The following is a 25,164-nucleotide window of genomic DNA, read 5'->3' on the forward strand; positions in this document are numbered from 1 at the left end:
AACCGGCGTACAACGGCGGGCTGCAGATAATCTACAGAGCAATATATAGCGGATCGGTAACGCGATGCGTTCAGCGGGGTGGTAAGCAGGAATTTAACCACACTTGGCAATCGAAGCTTTTTGGCTCTCTCCTAGGTTCGCTTCGGGACGCAATGAATCCCTACGGGGTTGGCAGGAAGTTGAAGCGTATGAACCGGGTGCGTAAGACGAAACTCAGGTTGATCGGTGCGATGGCACTGAGTTCGACAGTGATGATGGGCACGGCGGCAGTGGCTGCCAGCACGGCCAGCGCGTTTCTTCTCTATACGGCGTCAATCAAACTGAAAGGGCTCAATCTGGTGAAATGGGCCGATGTTCTCTCGGTTCTGACCCTTGCGTCGCTCCCGTCGACGTCCTCGGGTACCAAGCCGTCGGGCTCTTCCACGACGACGATTTCTACACCGGGTTCCGCGACCACTGTTGGAAGCGGGTCGGCAGCGACTGGCGTGCCGGCCATGAAGCTCGGATTGAACCTGACCGCTCCCACCACGTGGATCGGAAACAGGTCTTTCCTGAACCTTCTAAGCGGTTGGCGTCTCAGCAATGCACAGGGCGGATGGTCTGACATGCCCGAGGACCGTCTGGACGCCAACAAACGGCTCGTCGATCTGCGATCGGGTGAATCGGGCATTCGCCAAATGGCTCTGCCCACGCGCAGCCTGTGGGGTGAGAGTGTCGATATCATCTGTCGCTGGCAGGGTACGGGAAGTGTCAGCGTGGGTGGTACGCCTGCAAAGAATACCCGAGTATCGGGAAAAACTTTGACATTCACATTCGTGCCTCAGGGCGGGGCTTCAGCCTGGCTTCGTATCGCAAGTACAAGCCCGTCGGATCCTGTTCGGAACGCAGACTGTCGTGAAGTCGACGCCGATCCGAATGCGACGTTCGACCCGACTTATCTTGCCGAGGTGAAGCGCTACGGCGTCTTGCGGTTCATGAAATGGTCCTACGGGGGCGTCGAGGGCAATCTTCCCGTGCGTTGGGAGACCCGAGCAAAGCTGGGCGACGAAATCGTTGCCGGTCCGGACGGCGTGGCGCTGGAATATATGATCCAGTTGGCCAATGAATTAAAGGCCGATCCTTGGTTCTGCGTTCCCTGGAATGCCGACGACGAGTATGTGCGCAAGTTCGCGGAGCTCGTGCGCACACGGTTGGACCCGTCTCTCAAAGCCTATGTTGAGGTATCCAACGAGGTCTGGAATTACGTTTATCCCGTGACGACGCAGGCTTTGAAAGAAGGTAAGGCGGCCGGTCTCTCCTCGAACGACCATATGGCGATGCTGTCTCGTTATTCGCAGAAGACTGGACAAGTGATGGACATCTGGTCCTCCGTCTTTGCCGGTCAGATGCAACGGATCGTTCGTGTTGCGGCAGTTCAGACGGGCGCCTGGAATGCGGACTTTGTTCTGAGTTTTGGCGACACTGCAAAGAAGGTAGATGCTGTTGCCATCGCGCCCTATTTTGCAGCGAACCTGTCTGCGAATGCGCTTGATACCTCGGCAGGTGTCGATGCTGCCTTTGCCGGTCTGGCCAATGACGTGAACGACCGCATCGCCGAATCCAAGAAGGTCAAGGACGTTGCTACCAAATTCGGTTTGCGAACGATAACTTATGAGGCGGGCCAGCACGTGCTGGGATCGGCGCCGCTGGACAAAATGATCGCCCTGCAACGGGACGCGCGCATGACCAAGCTCTACACGACCTATCTCACCAAATGGCGTGACGAGGTCGGAGACCTCATGGTGATGTTCGCGGATTATGGCGGCGGCAGCCAATGGGGGAGCTGGGGCCAGCGGGATTATGTGGGCCAGCCTTTGAGTGAGGCGAATAAGGAAAGAGCTGTGGAGCTGTTCCGCCAGTCCTACATCACACGCTGATCAGGATAGATTAGATGGGACGGGTCGCGCTGAGCGCGGCCCGTTCTTTTGTCTGACGGATTAACTTTACCGGTCAACTTGCGGGATCGCGGCCTCAACGAGAACGCGCCCCTCTCTGCGCGGGTCATAGCCGCCGTCCACCACGCCATTGCGGATGATGACGGCATGAACACCGCTGTCTTCGCCTTGTCCGGGCCGCAGGTCGACGCCACGGGCCTTCAGGCCTGCCAGCGTCTCCGGCGAGAACTTGCTCACTTCACCCTGAAAGCCAGAGCCACGTGCGATGAGGTTGGGGAGGGCGAGGGCTTCCTGCATGGGGAGGTCCCAATCCACCGCAGCGACCAGCGACTTGCCCACATAAGCGAGAATGGCGTTGCCGCCCGCCGAGCCGATGGCGCCCGCGAAGTGGCCCGCGCGATCGATCATCACCAGCGGGATCATCGAGGAGCGCGGGCGCTTGCCGGGGGCGACGGCGTTGGCTGCCGGCCTTCCGTCCGCATCCTGCGGCGTGAAGGAAAAATCGGTCAGCTGATTATTGAGAAAGAAGCCATCGACCATGCGGCCCGTGCCGAAGATGGATTCGACGGTGGTCGTGATCGAGACGACATTGCCGCGCGCATCGCCCACGATGAAATGAGAGGTGCCGCCGGGCTCATGGGTATCGTCAATGCCGGCGATCTGCGCGCCGGGCGGCACGCCGGCCGAGGGTGGCGGCCCCGCGGTAGCGCCGATCAGCTTTGCCCGGCTGTCGACATAGGCGCTATCGAGAAGACCGGCGACGGGAACGGCAGTGAAGGCCGGATCGCCGACATAACGGTCGCGATCGGCGTACATCAGCCGGCTCGCCTCGGCGAACAGGAACCATGCCTGCGGGTCCGCCGGTCCGCGCTTGTCGATGTCGGTCCGTTCCAACAGGGAGAGCAATTGCAGGAAGGCGACACCGCTTGACGGCGGCGGCGGCACGCACACGACGTAGACCCGGTACGGATTGCACACGGCTTCGCGCTTGAGCGGGCGGTAGGCCGCCAGATCAGCCAGCGTCATGCTGCTGCCCAGCGGCCCGGCGGCGACGCGCGTCACGATCCGTTGCGCGGTATCGCCGGCATAGAGCGCGGAGGGCCCTTGCGCCGCGAGACGCTCCAGAAAATCGGCATAAGCGGGATTGGCGAGTTGATCGCCGGCCTTCTTGATCGATCCGTCCGGGGCAGAAAAATAACGCCGCGCGTCGGCCACCTGCATCTGGGGGAAATTGCCTTCCAGGAACTTGGCCAGGCGCGGCGTGATGGTGAAGCCGGTGCGTGCCGTCCGCTCCGCGTCGCCGAAGAGAGATTTCCAGGGCAGGCTGCCATGCTCGTCATGAGCCAGGGCCAGCATCCGCACCGCGCCCGGCACGCCGGTCGCCCGGCCGCTCACCAGCGCGTCGCGGAAGGGGATGGGCTTGCCGTCGGCACCGAGAAACATGTCCGGCGTGGCACCGGCGGGCGCGGTTTCCCGGCCGTCATAGACGACCACCTTGCCTGTGCCGCCATCGAAGAAGGTCATGAATGCGCCGCCGCCCATGCCTGAGCTCTGGGGTTCGACAAGCGAGAGCATCGCCTGCACGGCAATGGCCGCATCGACTGCGCTGCCGCCCTGGCGCAGGATTTTCATGCCGGCTTCCGCTGCCAGCGGGTTGGACGCCACGACGAAATTCTGGGCTACCGGCGATGCAGAACGCGGGGCTGTGCTCGAGCGCGGCGGCGTGGTCGTCGCGCAGGCCGTCAGGGCCAGCGCGGAAAGGAAGCCGATGGCGGCACGGAAATGGAACATATGGCAAGCCCGCTTGGTTGTGATCGACGACGCTGCGCTGCAGTCGCGGCACAGTGGGGCGCGCACGATCCCGAAGCAAGGGGATGATGTGCGTATCTTGCCGCCATTGCCGCGCATGCGCGATCGGGTGCGCGGGCAGGGTGGCCCTCGCGGAACGGCGCGCTATATGGGATGTAAAGGCGCTCGTTGTCGGAGCAGCCGGTTCAAGGAGAGCGTTGCTTGCAGGCCCTCGAATATTTTCCAAGCCTGACCGCCATGTTTTTAACGCGCGCCATGGAGCGCGGCGAGCGGCCGTTCCTGTGGGCCAAGCAGGGCGAGCAATGGCAGCCGATCAGCTGGATGGAGACCGCCCGCCGGGTCGCCTCCATGGCAAAGGCGCTCAAGGCGCTGGGCGTCGCGCCGGGCGACCGGGTGATGCTGGTCTGTGAGAACCGACCGGAATTCTGCATTGCCGATTTGGCGATCATGGCGGCGGGCGCCATCACGGTGCCAACCTACACCACCAACACCACGCGCGATCATGAGCACATCATCGGCAATAGCGGCGCGCGCGCGGTGATTTTCTCGACCGCAAAAATCGGCTCTGCCCTGCTGCCCGCCGTTATGCGCTCGCGGATCGAATTCGCGATCAGCATCGAGCCGATCAAGTCGATGCAGAACTCGGCTGTGCAGATCTGCGACTGGGCGACGCTCATCGCCGAGCATCCGGCCGATCCTGTCGCCTGCGCCGCCGAGCAGACGGCCACGCGCGATGATATCGCCTGCCTGATCTACACCAGCGGAACCGGCGGGGCACCGCGCGGGGTGATCCAGCATCACGGCGCAATCCTTTGCAATGTGGAGGGCTGTGTCGACATCATTGCCGGTGATTTCGGCTGGGATGATGAGGTGTTCCTCTCCTTCCTGCCGATCAGCCATGCCTATGAGCATTCGGGCGGGCAGTTCCTGCCGATCGGTCTGGGCGGGCAGATCTATTATGCCGAGAGCCTGGAAAAGCTGGCGAGCAATATTGCCGAAACCCGACCGACCATCATGGTGGTCGTGCCGCGCTTGTTCGAGCTGCTGAAAACCCGCGTCACCAAGGCGGTGGAGAAGCAGGGCAAGGTGCCCGCGCTCCTGCTGGAGCAGACGCTGCGGCTGGGCGCCAAGCGGGCGGAAAGGGGCGGCACGCTGCCCTTGTGGGACAAGCCGCTCGAGGCCGTGCTCAACCGGACGATCAATCCCAAAATCCAGGCCCGGTTCGGCGGTCGCATGAAGGCGCTCGTCTCCGGCGGAGCGCCGCTCAACCCGGAGGTGGGGACCTTTTTCCAGTCGTTCGGCCTGACCTTGCTGCAAGGTTATGGCCAGACGGAGTCAGGACCGGTGGTGAGCTGCAATCGCCCCTCGGTAGGGCTGCGGATGGACACGGTGGGGCCGCCGCTCAAGCATGTCGAGGTACGCATTGCCGAGGATGGCGAAATCCTCGTGCGCGGCGAGCTGGTAATGAAGGGCTATTGGAACAATCCGGCGGAAACCGCGCGGGCGATCCAGGATGGCTGGCTCCACACCGGTGATATCGGCCGGTTCGACGATGCCGGGCGGCTGATGATCACGGACCGCAAGAAGGACCTGATCGTCAATGACAAGGGCGACAATGTCGCACCGGCAAAGCTGGAGGGAATGCTGACCCTGCAGCCGGAAATAGGGCAGGTGATGGTGCATGGCGACCGGCGTCCGCACATCGTGGCGCTGATCGTGCCCGATCCGGACTGGCTCAAGGCATGGGCACAGGCGCAGGGCAAGCCGGCCGATCTTGCAGCGCTGCGGGAGGACCCGGCGTTGCACGGGGCGATCAGGTGCGCGGTCGATCGCGTCAATATCGACCTGTCCGTGATCGAGAAGGTGCGGCGCTTTGCGTTGGCGGACGAGCCGTTCACGATCGACAATGAGATGCTGACGCCCAAGCAGTCGATCCGCCGCCACGTGATCCGCGCACGCTATCAGGCGCGGCTGGACGCGCTTTACAAGGCGTGACGGCTGCCCGGCGTGTTACTTGCCGGGCGTGCGGTAGGGAATGAAATCGCCGAGCGCACAGCTGCCGGTCATCGCGCCCGAGGGCAGGTTCACCACGCGGGCGATGTCGCCACGGCAATATTGCGATGAACTCATGCGGTTCATTACCAGCGTGTCGCCGCGCGAGATGCCTGTGCAGCTCCCCTGCAGGCGGTTGAGATAGACCTGATCCTTGCTGACCACATAGACCAGCGTGTTATCGCCGATGGACCGCAGGCGGCTGCTGTCGAACGAGGTGACGCAGGAGACGGGCTCGCCCGCCGTCTTGCCCTCCAGCAGGCGCTCCAGCTCCTGCGTTTCGCGTTCGCTTAGCCTTGGTTCGGGAGCAGGGCCCGCAGTCGCGCAGGCGGCCAGCGGCAGGACCGCCAATGAGAGACACAATCTGTTCATCATCTCCGCTCCTCTCGCGTCCGTCTGTCTCGCGAAACTAGCAGATTTCCGGCTGTCTCGCATCTTATATGACGGATACGAACGCGCGCGCCCTTGGTTGCGGAAGCAGGGAAGGAGCGAGTAGGCTCCGGCAGCCTTACCCCCTGTCCTTGGCCGCGCGCCGGCTGGCCAGTTCCTCCACGCTTTGGGCGCGCATGAAGGGGTTGGTGGCGCGTTCCAGCGCGATCGTTGTGGGAACGGTGGCCTCGTCGCGCGCGCGGGCAGCTTCGACCTGCGCCAGGCGATCCGCGATGGCCGCATTCTGCGGTTCCGCCTGAAGGGCGAACTTGCCGTTGGAGAGCGTATATTCGTGCGCGCAATAGACCTGGGTGTCGTCAGGCAGGGCCTCGAAGCGTCGCATATTGGCGTACATCTGCGCAGGCGTGCCCTCGAACAGCCGGCCGCAGCCCATGGCGAACATCGTATCCCCCACGAAGATCATGGCGTCATCGGCAAAGTGATAGGCGATGTGGCCGGCGGTGTGTGCGGGCACCTCCATCACCACCGCTTCGTGATCGCCCAGCCGTACCCGGTCGCCTTCGCGGGCCGGGAGATCGACATTGGGGATTTTCGCGCGTTCGACGGCGGGCGCCGTGACGGCGGCGCCGGTCGCCGCCACGATGCCCGCATTCCCGCCGATATGATCGCCATGCCAGTGCGTGTTCCAGATCTGGGTGATGGACCAGCTGCGCGCCTGCGCAGCGGCCAGCACCGGCTCGGCCACTGAGGGGTCGACGACCAGCGTCTCCCCGCTCGGCTTGTCATGAACCAGCCAGACATAATTGTCCGACAGAACCGGAACGCGAAGGATTTCGAGCGCGCTCACCATTCACCCGTGTTCGGCATCGACGCCCAGGGTTCGGCCGGCTCGAGATGGCCATCCTGCAGCAGCTCGATGGAAATGCCATCGGGCGTGCGCACGAATGCCATATGGCCGTCCCGGGGCGGCCGGTTGATGGTCACGCCATTGTCCATGAGGCGCTGGCAGGTCTCGTAGATATTCTCGACCCGGTAAGCCAAGTGGCCGAAATTGCGCCCGCCACCATAGCTTTCGCCGGCGCTGCCGTCTTCCGGCGGCCAGTTGTAGGTCAGTTCCACCTGCGCATCCTCATCGCCCGGTGCGGCGACGAAGACGAGCGTGAAGCGGCCCTTGTCATTATCGAAGCGACGGACTTCCTTGAGGCCGAGCAACTCGAAAAAACGCAAGGTTGCGTCGATGTCGGTCACGCGGATCATGGTGTGGAGATATTTGGGCATGGTGCAGCTCTTTCCTTTGGTCCCGCGTCAGCAACGGTTCAGCACAAGAGTGAGATTGGTCACCTCTCAAATAGGCGTCTCGCGGTCGCGGGAAAAGAGAGGAATGCGCACAATGGTTTGGCTGCAGGACATGAACAAGGTCGCTTTGGCAGGTGCTGTGGTGCTCGCGGGCGGCATGATCACCGGTGGCTACCTGCTTGGGGATGGCCTGCGGCGTGCCCACGCAGCTGACCGATCCGTCACGGTGCGGGGCCTCGCCGAGCGGAATGTGACCGCCGATCTTGCGACCTGGACCATCGCCTATTCCGCGACCGGCACCGACCTTGCTAGCGTGCGGGCCGATATCGAGGGCAATACGGCCGAACTGCGCGGCTACTTCAAGAGCCTCGGCTTCCCTGACAATGCGCTGACCGCGACCGGGGCCGGGGTCAATCAGTTCATCAACAATGGCGTCCCCAACATCACGATCACCCAGCGGATGCAGTTGCGCACAACCGATATCGAGCGGGCGCAAAAGGCGGTGGCCAATCAGTTCGATCTCGTGCGGCGCGGCGTGACGCTGCAGGAAGGTTCGGCGATGAGCTACAGCTTCACCAAGCTCAACGATATCAAGCCGGAGATGGTCGCCGCCGCGACCAAGGATGCGCGCTCCTCGGCCGAACAGTTCGCCAAGGATAGCGGCACCGGCGTGGGCGGCATCAAGAGCGCGACGCAGGGCTATTTCTCGATCGAGCCGCGTGATGGCGAGACGTCCGGCGGTTATGGCGCGGCCGACACGCCGTTCAAGAAGGTGCGGGTCGTGACGACCGTGGACTTCTACCTCGATTGAGGTCGGCCGCACTCAGCCGGCCGCGTGATGCTTCACCGCCCGGTTTCGGTCCCTGTCGTAGCAGCGGCGGGGGCCGGATCGCCGTTCAGCTGGGCGAGATAATCGGTGGCCTGCCGGGCAATATCGCTATCGCGCGCAGCCAGTTCCTTGCTGCGGCTGAAGGCAGCGCGGGCGCCGGCATCATTGCCTGAGAGCGCCAGAATGATGCCCTGTTCCAGCGCAATGGCGGCATCGTTGCGGGCGCGGCTGGCGGCTTCCTCGATATGCAGGCGAGCCAAGGGCAGGTCGTCCATGCGCCGGGCCAGCGTGGCCGAGAGGAGCCATGCGAGCGGATCGGCGGCGGCCAGCACGATCGCCTGATCGAGATCGGCACGGGCGCCGGGCAGATCGTTGGCGGCCACGCGGGCGCGGGCGCGATCCAGATAGATTTCTCCGGTCGCGAGCGTCTTGGGCAGGGGCCGCGAGAGCGCCGCGTCCAGCGCTCGCAGTGCGCGTGGCGTTTCCCCCGCGATCAGCGCGGCATTGCCGGCCTGCGACCACAATCGTGCCTGCGTTACCGCGTCGAGGCCCTTGAAGGCCGCGCCGTCCTCGAAAGCCTTTGCCGCATCACTCCAGCGCCCGGCCTGCCCGAGGGCGTAGCCCCGGCACTGCGCGGCATAGGCGCCGCCATCGGCCTTTGCCCAGCTTTCCGCATCGGCAATGCCCTCGGAGGGGTTTGTGTTGGCGCGCTCCAGACAGGCGGCGAGGCGGGGCGCAATGGCGGGCGGGACGACGGCGGCCAGTTCCGTGCTGTCATTGCCGGCGCGTTCCGTGGGCACCTGCTCGATCCAGGGGCGCTGCTCTCGCTGCTCGGCCTCGGCGCGGCGCATCTCGTCTCGTCGCCGCAGCAGCGCCTCGATTTCGGGATCATGCTGGGGCACGCTCGCCTGAGCGAGCTGGGCGAGGGAAAGCGCGGCGGCAACGAGCATAGGCAGGGTCAGGACTCCACGAGGCGCGCGACTGTCGCGATCAGCAAGGCGATGTCCTGCGGGCGCGAGAGGCGATGATCGCCATCCTTGACGAGCAGCGTCTGCACATCGGCTGAACGAACCTGCTGCGCGATCCGCACAGCGATCTCCCACGGGACGTCGGCATCGGCCTGTCCTTGCAGCAGGCGGACGGGGCACTCGATCGCGATTTCGCCATCGAGCAGCCGCAGCGCCTCGCCCGATTCCCAGAAGGCGCGTGTGGTGACATAGGGCTGGTCGCCATAAGGCGTGGGTTCAACCAGCTTGCCCTCGCGCTGGAGGGTCGCCTTCTGCGCGTCGTCAAAACCCCAGTCGGTAAAATCCGGCGCCGCCGCGATGCCGACGAGACCGGCGACGCGCGCGCCCAAGTCGCGGGCGAGCAGCAGCGCCAGCCAGCCGCCCATGGATGAGCCGACGAGGATGATCGGTCCGGCGGGGACGCAATGATCGATCACGGCGCGGGCATCGTCGCGCCAACTGGCGAGCGTGCCGTCCTCGAAGCGGCCTGCACTTTCGCCGCAGCCCGCATAGTCCAAACGGAGCATGGCGCGGCCTTGGGCGGCGGCCCAGTCGTCCAGCGCGAGCGCCTTGCTGCCCATCATGTCCGACATGTAGCCGGGGAGGAAGACGATGGTCGGCCCTGTGCCGGACCGGTGGCGGTAGGCGAGGCGCAGGCCCGCGGCGTTAGGCAGGAAGGCGGGCGGTGCGCTGGTGGTGTCGTCAGTCATGAGCCTGCCCTTATCAGAAAGGGAAGCGGCTGGCAGGTGCGACGTCCTTGTCATCCTTGCAGGCATTCACGATGGCGCGCCATTCTGCCGGGGTCAGTGCGGCCTCATAGCGGTGGCCCTTGCGCGCCGAGGCCTCGAACGCCTTGCGCCGCTCGGCGGAGATGGGGTGCGAGGCCATGAGATTGGCGGCGCGCTCGATCTGCTCCCCGCCGTCGCCTCCCCCGAGGCGTTTAAAGAAAGCGGCGGTGGGCAGGGGCGATATGTCGGCCTTTTGCAAGGCGCCGATGGAGTAGCTGTCCGCCGCCCGCTCGGCATCGCGACCGTAGCTCAGGGACAGCAGGCCGTTGGCGGTGTTGCCGAGGTCGCCGCCGAACCCGCCCAGCACGATGCTGAGCCCAAACTGACGGATCAGCGCCGTCATCGTGTCGCGGTTGCGGACGTGGCCGATCTCATGGGCGAGGATGCCAGCCACTTCATCGGACGACTGGGCATCCTGAATGAGCTGGTCGAACAGCAGGATGTGGCCGCCGGGCAGGGCGACCGCATTGACCATCGTCACATTGGCGATGCCGATGCGGCGGATGGGTACATCTTCCCCGAGCTTGCGCTGGAGCTTGTCGAGCGCGGCGCGGCTTTGGGGCGTCTGGCAGAGGCGACCGCCGAAATCGCCGATCATGGCATCGCCGAGCCGTTGCTCCCAGCTGAGCGGAACATGCGGCGCGATCCAGTCCGGTGCGCGGAGAACGGCGTAGACGACGCCCGCCGCGATCACGGCGAAGAGCGCCAGCGCCCGCCACAGGCCGACACGGTCGATCCAGCGGCCATAACGTGCTGGGAGGGGCAGGTGGATCGCGAAGTCCTGCGGTGGCGCGCCGGTGAAGCCGAGCCGCCAGCCATGCTGTCCGCGCAGGCCATAAATGGAGCGCCCGCCGCTGCCATCGACCGGCACCAGATCGCCCCAGCGGTGCGGGCCGCTTTTGTTCAGACCCCAGCGGAGCGTGAACGTCTCCGCTGTCCATTCCAGAACCGGATGATGGCGCGTCGCGCTGGTGCCATCATAATGCCAGATGGTCTCGTCCGGGCCGGCCTGGGTCATGCGCGCGCTATGGAGCTAGATGGCGCCGATGTCGAACGCGTCGGCAAGGCCCTCGCCCTGACCCGGCGCATTCGTGCTCGACTGGGTGAGGGACGACAGGCTGATCTCGCCGCTGGCATCGAGATGGACGATGAAGAACTTCCAGTGCCGATAGGAGAGGAAGACGAGGCCGATGCCGAGCGTCAGCACCACCAGCGCGATGTCGCCGAGGATGAGCTTGAACCAGTCCTTGGTGCGGGCCGAGAAGTGGAAATCGAGCGTCGAAAGTGACAGGCTGCTCACGGCCACGCGGAAGAATTTGGCGTAATAGGCCAGCGCCACAAAGCCGATGATCGTATAGATCAGCAGCACCATCAGGATCATCGCGAGCACGAAGGCGAGGCCGGGTTGGGCCTGCGTCTCGGGATCGAAACCGCCACGCATCGCAGCGCCGCCACCTGCAAAGATGAGTACGGCCATGACGGCAAAGATGATGAACGGCAGCAGGTAGAACAGCAGGAACCGGCGGAAGATCTGGCCGGGCATTGCCGCCGCGCGGAAGGGATGGGGGCCAAAGCTCATCGCGTTCCAGCGGTCGTTCCATAGCGAGGTCATCGCCCAGGGGATGAGCAGGCCGATCACCATCCACGCGACGATGTTGCGCCAGACGTAGGACCAGCCATAGGCCCAGCCCTTGTCATTGCTGCCGCCGCGAATGCCGTGCCACCAGGTGCGGCTGAGGCGATAGCGCAGCATCCGCATGCGCGCGACGCCGGCGAGATAGAAGATCACCATGAACGACGCGAGGCCCAGCACACCGGCGAGCGGTGCCTGTCCGCGCAACACCATCGCCTGCATGCCAAAGTTGAGAAACAGGAAGGGGATGCCGAAGAGGGCCAGCACGATCAGGAAGCCGATGAGCAGTTCAACGCCGGTACCGGTCCATTCCAGCCGCTCGTCGATGAAGCGGGTGCGGCTCCACAAATAGCGGCGCGTCCGCGTCGTCGCCCAGAAGCGATAGACGCCCAGTGTCACGATAGTCAGCAGCAGATTGGTGAAGGCAATCGGGGCGAATTCCCGCCAGCTCCCTTCAAAACCGAATGCACGGTCGGTCTGATCGTTCATTGGCAATGGTCCCCCGGCTATTGCGCGGGCGACCAGACACCGGATGCGGCTGAGCTGTCAAGTGACTGAGAAAAAAGGGCGGGGCGCGGAGAGGGGCGCCCCGCCCCGCACTCACAGGGCAAGGGAGACCGTGAGGCGTATGTCGCGCCCGGCGAGCGGGGCGTAATCCTTGAGCAGGCTGGCATGGCGCCGCGCCTCGACATCGAAGATGTTGTTGGCTTGCAGGGAGAAGGAAACCTGCTGGTTCGCGATGGCGGGTTTCCAGGTCAGCCCGGCGTTGACGAAGGTGTAGGCCGGCGTAACGGTTTCGCGCGCGCTTACCCGGTCCTGCTTGAAGGCATGCTCGATCTCGCCGCGCACAGACCATTCGCCGGCATCGAGCGTGGCACCGCCAAGCAGCCGCAGCGGCGGGATGCGCGGGACCGGCTCGCCGCTGTCGAGCGTTGCGCTCGTGAAATCGGCCAGACCATCCAGACGCAGCTCGGTGCGACCGAATGTCGCTGCCGTCCAATCCGCCTGGATCTCCGCGCCATAATATTCCGCGCCGGATTGCAGATAGGCAAAGCAGGGGAATTCGAGCGAGGTCGCGCCGCTGGCCGCCAGACAGGCGCTGTCATCCACGATGGAATCGTAAATGAACCGATCGAACTTGTTGTAGAAGCCCGAGACGGTGATGTGGAAGTCCTGGCCCCGCCCGTGCAGGGTGCCCTCGACGCCCCAGCCGCGCTCGGTGCCGAAGTTGGGATTGCCAAGCTCAAAAGCCTGTGTGCCGGCATGGTTGCCGCGCGCGAAGAGTTCGTCTGCCGTGGGTGCGCGCTCAACCCGGGAGAGGTTGACGCCGACCCGCCAGTCGGTCGCGATGGCATAGCTGGCGCCGAGCGATCCCGACACCGTGTCGAAGTTGCGGCGATAGTCCGGCGAGCCAAGGTCGCTGTCCTGCGCCGCCTCGATGCGGTTGTGCTCGAACCGCGCGCCGGCCTCCAGCCGCACCTTGCCGAGATCGAGCGCCTGCAGCGTGAACAGACCCAAGGTCTCGCTGTCGATGGCCGGCAGGAACTTCTCCTCGCCTTCGATGTGGCTCTTGCGCAGCAGCATCTGGCCGCCGATCGCGCCTTCCCATCCGCCGCGCCGCGCCTGTACGAGATCGAGCCGGGTTTCGAGGCCTTGCGTGAAGAAGCGGGTGTGGATGTCCTGCCCGTCGAGGGACATCTCGGCGTGCTCGTAATCGGCCCAGCCGGCGCGCAGGCGGATCTGGTCGAGCAATCCGCCGCCGACATTCACTTGCGCGCGCAGATCGGCGCGGGTCTGCTTCATCTGGATTTTGACTTCCTCGGCGCCATGCTCGTGCTCGCCTTCTTCGCCCTCGATCGCGCCTTCGTCCTCATGGTCCTCGTGGGTCACGTAGCGGATCGGCAGGCCATAGGTAAATTGCGAGCGCCCGACCGAGAAGCCGATGGACCCGCCGGAATCGATGTAGTTGAGGCCGCCGGTATAACTCCAGCCTTCGATGGCGGAATTGGGGATACGCCCGCGCAGCCCGGCGAGGTCGCGGATGTCGGATTCGTCGCTCTCTTGGGCCTCGGCGCGGGGCTCGGCGCCAAGCACATAGCCGCCGCTGCGCAGGTCGCCGGTCTCGATCCAGCTGCCATCGGCATGGAAGACGAAGCCGCCGCCCAGTGCAATGTCGGTCTTGCCGGCGAGCGATTTCTCGCGGGCGGCGCTGCCGAAGGTACCGGTGGCGGCCAGATCGAAGCCGCCCTCGGGCAGATGCGTGGGAATGCGCGTGTCGATGACATTGACGACGCCGCCGACCGCGGAAGAGCCATAGAGCAACGCTGCAGGGCCGTGGAGAACCTCGATCCGGTCGGCGAGCAGCGGATTGATTGCGACGGCATGGTCCACCGAGGTGGCGGACGCATCGAAGCTGCCAATACCATCGGTGAGCAGGCGGATGCGGTCGCCCGAGAAGCCGCGCAGGATCGGGCGGGAGGCGCCGGGGCCGAAGGACGTGGAAGAAACGCCCGGCTGTCGGGCCAGCGTCTCGCCCAGGCTCGGGCGGATGTCGCGGGCGAGTTCCTCGCCGGTGAGGACGGATGTGCCACCCAGCACATCGATATGCGAGCGCGGGATGATCGCGGTGACGACGATGTTTTCCGGCCGATCGTCATGGCCATGCGCTTCGCCGGTATCCGGCGGCGGCTGGCGCTGCGCCAGAGCGGGAGCTGCGAACAGCGCGGCGCTGGAGAAAAGGGCAGAGAGGGCGGCGGTATGCGCGAGGCGCGGACGGAGATTGGTGTTCATATGATATAACGTAACGAGTGAGAAAATGCTGCGCAAGCGAAATGTCGTCGGCGTTCGCTTCGTGCGAATTTTCACGCGGCAGCAGGGCGGGGCGCGTCAGGCGCGCCGAAGGCGTGGCATCCGAGAGGAACGGGCGTCGCTCGCGACCGAGCGGATCGCGCTTATCGCGTGCGGCTGGACCCGCCGCCTGCCGACTGAGCGGACGCAGCAGCGCTTGAGGCATTGCTCGCTGCCATTTCCGTCGGCTCCGTCTTCGCAGGCTCAGGAAGGCCGGCGCGCAGGCGCTTGAGTTCGGCAAGGCGGCCCTTGAAGGCGCGCAGTTCAGCGCCCGCCAGTTGGGCCGTCTCAGTGAACTTCACGCTCGCCGGATTGATCGTGCGGCCATTGCGATAGAGCTCGTAGTGCAGGTGCGGCCCCGTGGAGAGGCCTGTCGAGCCGACATAACCGATGACCTGCCCACGCTTGACGCGCTGGCCAGCGGCGACGGCAATGCGGCTCATATGGCCATAGCCGGAACCAAGGCTCCCACCATGCTCGATCTTGACGTACTTGCCGTGGCCGCCGTGCCAACCGGAATAGGTCACCCGGCCGTCGCTCACCGCATAAATGGGTGTGCCAGTGCTGGCGGCGAAGTCGAGGCCGGCATGCATCCGGCTATAGCCGAGGATCGGATGCCTGCGCATGCCGTAACCGGAGCTCTGTCGTCCGCTCACCGGACGGGCGAGAACGCCGCGGCGCTCACCGACGCCGGATGCCTCGAACCACTGCGCGCGGCCGGCCTGCGTCCAGCGCAGCAGGTTGATGTCCTTGCCTCGCTGCCGCTGGAGGCCCGCGAACAGCAGCTCTCCGGTCTCGCTTTCGCCGGTTGCAGCGCGGCGATGGGCGACGATGATATCGAACGTATCGCCAGCCCGCAGGCCGTTGCCGACATTGACCTGCGCCGAGAGCACCTTGAGATAGGCCTGGATCGTCGACGGATCGGCGCCGGCTGCGCGGGCAGAGCGGTAGAGGCTGTCACCCACCTGGCCGCGAATGCGCAGTGGCGTGTTGTCCACGATGATGGGAATGCGGCGGAGCGTCAGGGCGCCATCCTGCCGGGTGATCTCCAGCGCCAGCTCGAGCTTCGCGCGGAGGGACAGATGATCCAGCGGGCGTGCGACATTGCGATTGGCGCGTCGGCCGAGCACGATGCGCACGCGGGTGCCGGGCGCGATCGTAGCAGGATCGACGGCCTGCCGGATCAGCGCCATCGCCGCGCTGGCATCATTGCTGCTGATGCCGGCGCGGGAGAGGGTGTGGGCGAAGCTGTCACCAGTGCCGACGGCGGCATCCAGCTCGATCTGCGGGCGTTCGGGCGTCTCGCGCAGCGGCGCGACCAGATCGGTCGGCCCCATGCGCTTGCCTGTATCGGCCCCGAGCGCCGAGGCGCTGATCATCTGCGAGCGATACTGGTCCAGCTGCTCGGTCGAGAGCGGCGCGGGTTGTGCGCCGGGAACGGTTAGGACGCCGGGCGCGGACATCACCATGATGCCGCAGAGCGAAAAGCAGGTGATGAGGCCGCGCCACCAGGTCCGGCTGCCGATGTTCTGGCCAAGATCGGGCGCGAGATCGACGCGATGCGCCCAGTCCTGCACTCGCTCGCGCCAGTCGCCAGAACGGAGCGGTGCGAGCACCTTCGCCGGGCTGTTGAGCCAAAGCGTACCGGTGCCGGCGCCCTGCGTGGGGCTAAGCTCGATCTTCTGAAACACGAATTGATGCGCCCCTGACGGCTTCTGCCACGCTGTCGCGACTGCCAAACGTCGTGCTTTGTTTGTAAAGGCAGGGGGTTAAAGTCAAATAAAGACACAATATCGGCCCATAGCTTGCGGCGAGTTGTGCGCAATCGTCGGCTGATTGCGGAACCATCCCTAATTCATGCGCCGTCTGGATTGAGCCTTGCCGTGAGGCACGCCGCGCTCCATGTGTCAGCCAATCATGTCGAGCTACGAGCCTGCAGCTCTCAAGGCGGTCCTGGGACCGACCAACACGGGCAAGACCCATCTGGCGATTGAGCGGATGTGCGGCCATTCGAGTGGGCTCATGGGGTTTCCGCTCCGCTTGCTGGCGCGTGAGGTTTACGAGCGCGTGGTGCGAATCAAGGGCGCCGATCAGGTCGCGCTGCTGACCGGCGAGGAGCGAATCGCGCCGCCGGGCGCCCGTTATGTGCTGGCGACTGCCGAGGCGATGCCGGTTCGCGGTGGCTTCGGCGCCTTCTCCGATTTCGCATTCGTCGCGGTGGATGAGATCCAGCTCGCCGCGGACCCCGAGCGCGGCCACATCTTCACCGACCGGATGCTGAATGCCCGTGGGCGCGAGGAGACAATGCTGCTCGGCTCTGCGAGCATGGCGCCCTTGGTGCGCACGCTGCTACCCAAGGCGGAAATCGTGACGCGGCCGCGCTTCTCCACCCTGCGCTACAGCGGGCCGCAGAAACTCTCCCGCCTGCCGCGCCGCTGCGCCGTCGTCGCCTTCTCCGTCGAGGAGGTGTACCGCGTCGCTGAAATGCTGCGCCGGCATCGCGGGGGCGCGGCGATCGTGATGGGGGCGCTCAGCCCTGCGACGCGCAATGCGCAGGTCGCGATGTTCGAGGCCGGAGAGGTCGATTATCTGGTCGCCACCGATGCCATCGGCATGGGGCTCAATCTTAACGTCGATCACGTCGCCTTCGCGTCGCTTCGCAAGTTTGACGGACGGCGGACGCGCCGCCTGACCGTGTCTGAAATGGCGCAGATTGCCGGGCGCGCCGGGCGGCACCAGCGGGACGGGACATTCGGCGATGTCGGCGCGGCGGATGGCGAGCCGGCTTTTTCTGCCGAAGAGGTGGAGCGGATCGAGGAGCATCGGTTCGACCCGATTGAGCAGATTTTCTGGCGGGAAGCGGACCTGCCGATGGACGATATCGACACGCTGATCGAGGCACTGCTGGAGCGCCCCGAGCGCACAGGCCTGCGCGCGGCGCCCGAAGCGATTGACCTGGCGGTGCTGCAAAATCTCGCCGATTTGCCGGATGTCCGTGCGCGGGCGCGGGGCCGGGGGCAGGTTGCGCGGCTCTGGGCGACCTGTTCCGTGCCGGATTTCCAAAAGCTCGGCATCGAACATCATGCGCGCACCATTCACCGCCTGTGGACGTGGCTGAGCCAGGGCAGCGGCCATATTCCGCAGGACTGGTTCGCGGCGCAACTCGCCCGGCTGGACAATGTGCAGGGCGATGTCGATGCGCTGGCCGGGCGGATCGGTGCGGTGCGAATCTGGGCCTATGTCGCGCAGCGCGACGATTGGCTGGCCCAGCCTGTCGAGATGGCGGCGCGCGCGCGGGCTCTGGAAGAGCGTCTTTCCGATGCGTTGCACGGCGCATTGAAGCAGCGTTTCGTCGATCGGCGCGCCTCCGCCTTGCTTCGGCGCGGCGGTGATGCCAAGGCGTTTTTGTCAGTGGACGTCGACGGCGCAGGCAATGTAACAGTCGATGGTCACAGGATCGGCACGATGCGGGGCTTCCGCTTTATCGTCGATCCCTTGGCAAGAGCGAATGAGAAGCGGCTGCTGCTGGCCGCTGCCGAACGGAGACTGGGTGCGCATTTGAACGAGATGGCTCAGGCATTGCTGGCGGTGGACGATAAAGCGTTCACTCTCGCCAGCCCTCCCGGCGGTGATGCGCAGATCATCTGGAACGGGCACCCGGTCGCGACATTGAAGGCAGGGCAGCGTCTGCTCGCGCCTGAAATGACGCTGGATGCGGGGCTCTCCAGCCTCGTCCCGGAAATTCAGCAGGGCGTGCGCGATCGGCTCGCGCTCTGGCTCAAGAATCAATTCGAGCGCCACATTCCGGCGCTGCTGAAGATGGAGGCCGGCTCCACGGAGGCCGAACTGCCCGCGACCGTGCGCGCCGTGCTCGCGCAACTGGCGGACGCCGGCGGCATCGTACCGCGCAACACGCTGGATGAAGCGCTCGGGCAGGTCGCCAAGGAAGACCGCACCCATTTGCGCAAGGCCGGCGTGGTGATCGGCGTCATGGATTTGTATCATCCCGGCCTGATGAAGCCGGCGGCGGCGCAATGGCGCATGGTGCTGCTCTCGCTGAAATCCGGCAAACCGTTGGTGGCGCTGCCCGCGCCGGGCGCGGTGTTGCTGCAGAGCGGTGGCGGCGAAGAGCGCAAGGCGAGTGCGCCGAGCGAAGCGGTGGAAGCCGGCGACGTTGCAGCGCCGGTCGAGGCCGAAACCGAAGCATCCGTGGAGACTCCGGAAGCAGTCGAGGCTCCGGCATCCGAAACGCCGGCAACTGCCGAGGCGGCCGCACCTGCCAAGGTCGCCAAGCCTGTCGTGCCGATCGACGAGATTGGGGCGCGCATTGCCGGGTTCCGCAAGCTGGGCGAGGCCTGGCTGCGCATCGATATGGCCGAACGGCTCGCGCGCGGGGCGCATGAGGCGATTGCCGCCGGCAAGCCCTATGGCGCCGACGATCCGACCATCGTCTCCATTGGCCTGAATGAAGCGAGCTTCCTGGAACTGATGCGGCAGGCGGGGTTCCGCCCCGTGCCCGATGCGGCGGAAGGCGCGCCCAACTGGCAGTTCCGTGGCCGGCCCAAGCCCCGTCCGAAATTCGAGGGGCCGCGCAATCGCGGGGGCAATCGTCGTCCGGCGCAGCAGGGGCGGCAGGATCAGGATGGCCAGTCTCAAGCGGCCGGCGATGGCCCGCGCAACCGCCCGGATCGGCGCGGCAAGGCAGCCGAGGGTGGTCCGCGGCGTGAACGGGACAAGCGCCCCGATCGCGACAATCGTCCCGATCGCAGCCCACGGCCGGATCGTGGTCCGCGACCGGACCGTGATGGCGGAGGTCGCGAGCGGCCGATTGTCGCCACGGGCAAGGCGTTGGCGGGTCTTGGCGCCCTGTTTGGCCGAGAGGACTGACTTTCTGGCGAGGCAGCGGGATGAGGGCGCATCGACCGGGCATGGACCGAGCCTGCGCCTCGACAAATTCCTCTGGTTTGTGCGCCTGTCTCCCAGTCGTTCCAATGCGCAGGCGCTGGCAGAGCGCGGCATCGTGCGCATCAATGGCCGCCGGATCGAGCGGGCGCATGCGCCGGTGCGTGTGGGTGACCTGCTCACCTTGCCGCAGGGCAATGTCATTCGCGTGATCCGCGTGGAGCATCTGCCGGAGCGGCGCGGCCCGGCCCCCGAGGCCCAGCTTTGCTACAGTGCGATCACCCCCGGCGCCGACCCGGATACGACGGTGATGCCCCGATAAAGTTAAGCTACGCGCAATCCTTCCCCTTGCCTGTTGACCCTGTGGCGGCGCGCGCATATCGCGATCAGCGAAAACCAAGCTAGGAAAGCCAGCCATGACCTATGTCGTGACCGACGCGTGCATTCGCTGCAAATATATGGACTGCGTGGAAGTATGCCCGGTGGATTGCTTCTACGAGGGCGAGAACATGCTCGTCATCAATCCCAACGAGTGCATCGACTGCGGCGTGTGCGAGCCGGAATGCCCGGCTGAGGCGATCCTGCCCGATACCGAGAGCGGTCTTGAGCAGTGGCTTGAGGTGAACACCAAATATTCCGCCGAGTGGCCGAATATCACGACCAAGCGCGAACCCCCTGCGGATGCCGAAGAGCATAAGGGTGAGGACGGCAAGTTCGACAAATATTTCTCGCCCGAGCCGGGCGAAGGCGGCTGAGCCTTACGCGCAACTGACTGTATTCGCCTGCAATTGCGGGCGGATGTGGTCCCTCGCGATGCCGACCTATTGGCTCGCGAAGGACTAAGGGCGGGTTCGGAGCGAGCCCGCTACGGTTGGGCCAGATGAACTCTCCAGACCAGCGCGACACGCCATCCATAGTGTGTCGGCGTGCGATATGCCGCAAAATATCAGATTACCTCCGGTTAGGCTGGTAATTTTGTTGCGAATCTGTTAAACCCGCCGGGAGGTGACACCCCTCGTCACTCAGGAGTATTCGCGCATGGCCTGTGGCTGGCACCTGCACATCTGCATTCTCGCAAATCTGCATTCTCAACGTGCCGCGTAACTCAGCCAAGAATACAAACAGATAGAAGAAAGGTTCGCAAGAATGGCTGCAAAAGCGCTGTCTTTTGATGTCGGCGACTATGTTGTCTATCCGAAGCACGGCGTCGGCCGGGTGATCGAGCTGCAAAGCCAGAAGATCGCCGGGATCGACCTCGAGCTTTATGTGCTGCGTTTCGAGAAGGAGCGGATGACCCTCCGCGTCCCGACGAACAAGGCCGAAAGCGTGGGGATGCGCAAGCTCTCCTCGGACAAGACACTGGGCGAGGCACTCGAAACCCTCAAGGGTAAGCCGAAGGTGAAGCGGACGATGTGGTCGCGCCGCGCACAGGAGTATGAAGCCAAGATCAATTCCGGCGATCTGGTGTCGATCGCGGAAGTGACGCGCGACCTGTTCCGGGCGGACGATCAGCCCGAGCAGAGCTATTCCGAGCGTCAGATCTTCGAAGCCGCCTCCAGCCGTCTGGCGCGTGAACTCGCGGCGATGGAAGAGGTGGACGAGGCGACGGCTCTCAAGAAGATCCTCCAGATCCTCAACGAAGCTGCCCCGAAATATGCCAAGGAACGCGTCGAGTAATCGAGGCTTCTTCCTTACGGACCAAGAGACGGCGCCCTTAACGGGCGCCGTCTTTTGTTGGGGCGCGTCCACGCCCAGGGCATCGTCCATAGTCACCTCGTGACGATGGGGCCTCGTGTGGGCGACTTGGGTCGGCTCATCTGCTATGCTCGCGCTCATAAACAGCTTCGGGGGATGACCGTCATGACATCAGGTGCCGCGCGCCGGGCGATCCGGCTGCTGATGCTCGTTGCCGCCGCTGGCGGACTGTCAGCGGCCCATGCAGCGAACCGCACCTATATCGTGACCGACTTCGATAGCATCCGCGTCGAGGGACCATTGGAAGTCTCCCTTGAGACCGGACGCGGGGCGTCCGCGCGGGGCGAGGGAGATCGTGCCACGTTGGATGCCTTGCAACTGACGGTGTCCGCGCGCACGCTGACGGTGCGCCTCCGCGCGCCCGTGGCCGGCGCTGCCGGGGCGCAGGGCGCCCGGGGCACCGCGCGGCTCGCTCTCACAGCACCGAGCTTGCGCCGGGTGCAACTTGTGGGCTCCGGTCTGCTGCGCGTGAAGGGCCTCAACAAGGCGGCTGCCGATGTAAACCTCGTGGGCAGCGGTCGCATCGAGGTGAGGGGGATCGAGATCGACGATCTCAAGCTCGTGCAGGGCGGTGCGGGCAGCACGCTCCTGTCCGGGCGAGCGCGCAAGGTGCAGATCGGTCTCTCCGGCAGCGGCACGCTCGATGCGAGCGACCTGCGGGCCGTGGACCTCGACCTCGCGGTGGATGGCGCCGCGACGACCGAAACCTTTGCCGAGCGGACCGCCAAAGTGATGCTGGTGGGAACCGGCAGCGCGGTGGTGGAGGGGCGCCCTGCCTGTACCGTGCGCCAGGTCGGGAGTGGTCTGGTGCGCTGCGGAAGCCCTGCGCCTTGAGGTAAAAGGAAGGGCGCCGGAAACCTGACGCCCTGCCCTTATGCAATTCTGGCGATCAGGTCGATCAGGCGAACTGAACCTTCGCGGCGCGGCGGCGCATCAGCATGCCTGCCAGGCCGAGACCGGCAACCATCAGTGCCCAGGTGGCGGGCTCCGGCACGGGAGCCGGGACCGGCGCTGCGCCTGTCTTGTAGATGGTCGCGTTCGAGCCGCTGGCGAACTGGAGATTGAGCAGGTCGATGCCGTCGGTGCCAGCATCGAACTTATAGAATGCGGTGATGTTGTTGGCGAGCGGCTGACCCTTGCCCGACGGATTGGGAATGTTGCCGAAGTGCACGCCGATGTAGGTCGTGCCGTACATCATCGTGTCGAAATTCAGGGTGGCGGTCGAGATCCAGGGCGAACCGGAGACCTTCTCCACGGCGCTGGAAAAGGCGTTGGGGAGCGTCAGACCGAGCAGGGCCAGCGCGGACGTCTGATCTCCCGTGGTCGCCTGACTGGCCAGATTGCCATTGTAGAAGCCGACGCAGCTGAAGCTCGAACTCGCGGTGAGGCCAATGTCCGATGCGGAGCAGCTTGCGGCAGAGCTGACAAGCGCAGCCTGAGCCGGCTGAACGGCAAAAGCAGCACAGGTCACCAGCGACGCGATGAGGATCTTACGCATGTATCGAACTTCCCGACTGAGCGTTCTCGGCTCGTTTCCTTGGTAGGCCTGCCTTCGTCCCAACGGAGGCTTCCTGATGACCGAGCATGTAGAGGCGCCAGCAAAAAGGGGCGAGGTCGTTAGGGATAGTTTCCTGGCCCTTCCGGGCGCCGTCCGACATTGGCACTGTTTTGCAGCAAGGATTAACGCGCGTGGAAAAGCGAGATGATCGTTTGCAAGGCGCTGCCGCCCGCCGCAGCTAGATCCGATCCGCCTGCACCACGGCGTCCACGGCCCGCAACGCCGAGAGAATTCGGGCGACGTGGCTCGCATCTTCCACCTCAAGATCGATGAGATCGGTGTGGAACGGGCCTTCGCGGTTCACCAGTTGCAGATTGAGGATATTGGCCTTGTTGACCGCGAAGATGTTGGCCACCGTCGCCAGAGCGCCGGGCTGGTTCTTCAGGATGACTGAAAGGCGCGCGGTGCCCCCCTTGGCTTCGCTGTCCCAGCTGAGGTCCACCCAATCGGCATCCTGACCGGTCTCCAACACGAGGCAATCGATGGTATGCACCTCGATCGGTTCGCCGGGCCGCCGCAGGCCGACGATGCGGTCGCCCGGAACGGGATGACAGCATTCTGAGAGCGTGAAGGCGATGCCGGGCGTCAGGCCGATGATCGAAACGGCCTGCGCCTGCTTTTTGCGCCGCCGCGCCGCGCCGGGTGCGTCCTCCGCACTGCCGGGCACGAGGGCGTTCATCACCTCCTCGTCCGAGATGCGGTTGGTTGCGATGGCGATCATCAGCGCGGCCTTGTCTTCCAGTTTGAGCCGCTTGATCGCCGCTTTCTCCGCCTTGTCGCCAATCTCCACCGGCAGGCGCAGCACGATCTCCTCGTAGAGCTTCTCGCCCAGTGCGATCGTCTCGGTGCGCTGCTTCTGGCGGATGAACCGGCGGATCGCTGCGCGCGCCTTGCCGGTGATCGCGAAGCTGAGCCAGCCGGGCTGGGGCTCCTGCGCATCGGACTTGAGGATCTCGACCTGATCGCCATTCTCAAGCTGCGTGCGCAGCGGCATGACGCGCCCATTGATCTTCGCACCCACGGTCTGGTTGCCCAGCGTGGTGTGGACGGCATAGGCAAAATCGACCGGCGTCGATCCCTTGGGCAGTTGTTGCAACTCTCCCTTGGGGGTGAAGGCGAAGATCCGATCCTGATACATCGCCATGCGGGTGTGCTCGAGCAACTCCTCCGCATCGTGGCTCTGCTCAAGGATTTCGACGAGATCGCGCAGCCAGCCGGCCTGCCCGTCGGGCCGCGCGCCGGACTGCTTGTAGGCCCAGTGGGCGGCAAGGCCGAACTCGCTATCCTGATGCATCCGTTCCGAGCGGATTTGCACCTCGATGCGGGCGTTCTCCTCATGGATCACGGTGGTGTGCAGCGACTGATAGCCATTGCGCTTGGGCGTGGAGATGTAATCCTTGAACCGCCCGGGCACCATCTTGAAGCGCTGGTGGATGAGGCCCAGGGCGCGGTAGCAATCGTCCGTGCTGTCGGTGACGACCCGGAACGCCATGATGTCCGTCAGCTGCTCGAAGCTGATGTGACGCTCCTGCGTCTTGCGCCAGATCGAGTAAGGATGCTTTTCCCGGCCGGAGACCGTGACGTGCATGCCCGCCGAGGTGAGCATATTTTGCAGCTGCGTCGAGATGCGGGCGACCTTGCTCTCGCCGCCTTCCTTGAGCAGGGCAAGGCGCTTGGTCACGCTGTCATAGGCATCGGGCTCAAGCTGCTGAAAGGCAAGGAGCTGCATCTCGCGCATGAACTCGTACATGCCGATGCGCTCGGCAAGCGGCGCATAAATATCCATCGTCTCGCGGGCGATGCGGCGGCGCTTCTCCTCATTTTTGATGAAGTGCAACGTGCGCATATTGTGCAGCCGGTCGGCCAGCTTGACGAGCAGCACGCGGATGTCGTCCGACATGGCGAGCAGGAACTTGCGCAGATTCTCGGCGGCCCGCTGGCTCTCGCTCTGCGCCTCGATCTTGCTGAGCTTGGTCACGCCATCGACCAGCCGGGCGACGTCCTGCCCGAACAGGCGCTCGATCTCCGCCGTGGTGGTGAGCGTATCCTCGATCGTATCGTGCAGCAGGGCGGTGACGATGGTCTTATCGTCGAGGAACAGATCGGTCAGAATGCCTGCGACTTCAATCGGATGACTGAAGTAGGGATCGCCACTGGCGCGCTTTTGCGTGCCATGCTTGGCGACCGAAAACACATAGGCGCGGTTGATCAGGGCCTCATCGGCATCCGGGTCATAGCCTTTGACCCTCTCGACCAGTTCATATTGACGCAACATCGTCGCGCAACATGGTGGGCGGACCCCGTGCAGCGCAACAAAAAACTCGCGCTGCAGCGGTCCGCAAGCGGGAAGTTGTCCCCTCAACG

Annotated in this window: 20 protein-coding genes; 8 read left to right on the forward strand and 12 right to left on the reverse strand. The window is 64.8% G+C overall.

Annotated features, from left to right (window positions below):
• The first annotated feature begins 188 nt into the window (after window positions 1-188).
• Window positions 189-1,916 (forward strand): hypothetical protein, encoded by a 1,728-nt coding sequence (locus M2343_RS00305; RefSeq protein ID WP_181560412.1) that lies wholly within the window; start codon window positions 189-191, stop codon window positions 1,914-1,916.
• A 66-nt stretch (window positions 1,917-1,982) separates the two neighbouring features.
• Here M2343_RS00305 and ggt read toward each other — a convergent pair whose 3' ends face one another.
• On the reverse strand, window positions 1,983-3,725 hold the full coding sequence (gene ggt, locus M2343_RS00310; RefSeq protein ID WP_264575157.1) for a gamma-glutamyltransferase: 1,743 nt from the start codon (window positions 3,723-3,725) through the stop codon (window positions 1,983-1,985).
• Window positions 3,726-3,944: 219 nt separating this feature from the next.
• Between ggt and M2343_RS00315 the strand changes: the two genes are divergently transcribed.
• The gene (locus M2343_RS00315) at window positions 3,945-5,738 is read left to right on the forward strand and encodes an AMP-dependent synthetase/ligase (protein ID WP_264575158.1); all 1,794 of its coding nucleotides are present in this window, start codon (window positions 3,945-3,947) and stop codon (window positions 5,736-5,738) included.
• 15 nt (window positions 5,739-5,753) lie between these two features.
• On the opposite strand, the gene M2343_RS00320 is transcribed toward M2343_RS00315, so the two are convergent.
• The 3 genes from M2343_RS00320 to M2343_RS00330 form a co-directional block, all read right to left on the reverse strand.
• Complete coding sequence (locus M2343_RS00320) at window positions 5,754-6,170, reverse strand: DUF6491 family protein (protein ID WP_264575159.1); 417 nt, start codon at window positions 6,168-6,170, stop codon at window positions 5,754-5,756.
• Window positions 6,171-6,303: 133 nt separating this feature from the next.
• Window positions 6,304-7,035 (reverse strand): hydroxyacylglutathione hydrolase, encoded by a 732-nt coding sequence (gene gloB, locus M2343_RS00325; RefSeq protein ID WP_264575160.1) that lies wholly within the window; start codon window positions 7,033-7,035, stop codon window positions 6,304-6,306.
• On the reverse strand, window positions 7,029-7,463 hold the full coding sequence (locus M2343_RS00330) for a VOC family protein (protein ID WP_264575161.1): 435 nt from the start codon (window positions 7,461-7,463) through the stop codon (window positions 7,029-7,031). Before M2343_RS00330 ends, gloB begins: the two co-directional genes overlap by 7 nt.
• Before the next feature lie 112 nt (window positions 7,464-7,575).
• On the opposite strand from M2343_RS00330, the gene M2343_RS00335 reads away from it, so the two are divergent.
• Window positions 7,576-8,292, forward strand: a complete 717-nt coding sequence (locus tag M2343_RS00335; RefSeq protein WP_264577455.1) for an SIMPL domain-containing protein — start codon at window positions 7,576-7,578, stop codon at window positions 8,290-8,292.
• A gap of 32 nt (window positions 8,293-8,324) precedes the next feature.
• Here M2343_RS00335 and M2343_RS00340 read toward each other — a convergent pair whose 3' ends face one another.
• The 6 genes from M2343_RS00340 to M2343_RS00365 all read right to left on the reverse strand — a co-directional run bounded on the left by M2343_RS00340 (window position 8,325) and on the right by M2343_RS00365 (window position 16,276).
• On the reverse strand, window positions 8,325-9,260 hold the full coding sequence (locus tag M2343_RS00340; RefSeq protein WP_264575162.1) for a hypothetical protein: 936 nt from the start codon (window positions 9,258-9,260) through the stop codon (window positions 8,325-8,327).
• 8 nt (window positions 9,261-9,268) lie between these two features.
• Window positions 9,269-10,027: an alpha/beta fold hydrolase gene (locus M2343_RS00345; RefSeq protein WP_264575163.1), complete on the reverse strand. Its 759-nt coding sequence runs from the start codon at window positions 10,025-10,027 to the stop codon at window positions 9,269-9,271.
• 13 nt (window positions 10,028-10,040) lie between these two features.
• Window positions 10,041-11,123, reverse strand: coding sequence for a M48 family metallopeptidase (locus tag M2343_RS00350; RefSeq protein WP_264575164.1), 1,083 nt, complete (start codon window positions 11,121-11,123; stop codon window positions 10,041-10,043).
• Window positions 11,124-11,138: 15 nt separating this feature from the next.
• Window positions 11,139-12,227 carry a YjgN family protein gene (locus M2343_RS00355; RefSeq protein ID WP_264575165.1) on the reverse strand — a complete coding sequence of 363 codons (1,089 nt, stop codon included), beginning with the start codon at window positions 12,225-12,227 and terminating at the stop codon, window positions 11,139-11,141.
• 111 nt (window positions 12,228-12,338) lie between these two features.
• Window positions 12,339-14,528 carry a TonB-dependent receptor gene (locus M2343_RS00360; RefSeq protein WP_264575166.1) on the reverse strand — a complete coding sequence of 730 codons (2,190 nt, stop codon included), beginning with the start codon at window positions 14,526-14,528 and terminating at the stop codon, window positions 12,339-12,341.
• A gap of 161 nt (window positions 14,529-14,689) precedes the next feature.
• Window positions 14,690-16,276 carry a M23 family metallopeptidase gene (locus M2343_RS00365; protein ID WP_264575167.1) on the reverse strand — a complete coding sequence of 529 codons (1,587 nt, stop codon included), beginning with the start codon at window positions 16,274-16,276 and terminating at the stop codon, window positions 14,690-14,692.
• 226 nt (window positions 16,277-16,502) lie between these two features.
• Between M2343_RS00365 and M2343_RS00370 the strand changes: the two genes are divergently transcribed.
• From M2343_RS00370 to M2343_RS00390, 5 genes are all read left to right on the forward strand, one after another.
• Complete coding sequence (locus tag M2343_RS00370; protein WP_264575168.1) at window positions 16,503-19,472, forward strand: helicase-related protein; 2,970 nt, start codon at window positions 16,503-16,505, stop codon at window positions 19,470-19,472.
• Complete coding sequence (locus M2343_RS00375; RefSeq protein WP_264573415.1) at window positions 19,456-19,809, forward strand: RNA-binding S4 domain-containing protein; 354 nt, start codon at window positions 19,456-19,458, stop codon at window positions 19,807-19,809. Before M2343_RS00370 ends, M2343_RS00375 begins: the two co-directional genes overlap by 17 nt.
• A 94-nt stretch (window positions 19,810-19,903) precedes the next feature.
• Window positions 19,904-20,242, forward strand: a complete 339-nt coding sequence (gene fdxA, locus M2343_RS00380) for a ferredoxin FdxA (RefSeq protein WP_181560401.1) — start codon at window positions 19,904-19,906, stop codon at window positions 20,240-20,242.
• Window positions 20,243-20,633: 391 nt separating this feature from the next.
• Entirely contained in the window at window positions 20,634-21,164 is a 531-nt protein-coding gene (locus M2343_RS00385) for a CarD family transcriptional regulator (protein WP_181560400.1), read from the forward strand.
• Window positions 21,165-21,347: 183 nt separating this feature from the next.
• Window positions 21,348-22,076, forward strand: coding sequence for a DUF2807 domain-containing protein (locus tag M2343_RS00390; RefSeq protein WP_264603848.1), 729 nt, complete (start codon window positions 21,348-21,350; stop codon window positions 22,074-22,076).
• Between the two features lie 64 nt (window positions 22,077-22,140).
• On the opposite strand, the gene M2343_RS00395 is transcribed toward M2343_RS00390, so the two are convergent.
• Window positions 22,141-22,740 (reverse strand): PEPxxWA-CTERM sorting domain-containing protein, encoded by a 600-nt coding sequence (locus M2343_RS00395; protein WP_264575170.1) that lies wholly within the window; start codon window positions 22,738-22,740, stop codon window positions 22,141-22,143.
• A 238-nt stretch (window positions 22,741-22,978) separates the two neighbouring features.
• Window positions 22,979-25,075 carry a RelA/SpoT family protein gene (locus M2343_RS00400; protein WP_181560397.1) on the reverse strand — a complete coding sequence of 699 codons (2,097 nt, stop codon included), beginning with the start codon at window positions 25,073-25,075 and terminating at the stop codon, window positions 22,979-22,981.
• Window positions 25,076-25,164 lie beyond the last annotated feature (89 nt).

This window comes from Sphingobium sp. B8D3B (assembly GCF_025961875.1).
GTDB lineage: Bacteria > Pseudomonadota > Alphaproteobacteria > Sphingomonadales > Sphingomonadaceae > Sphingobium.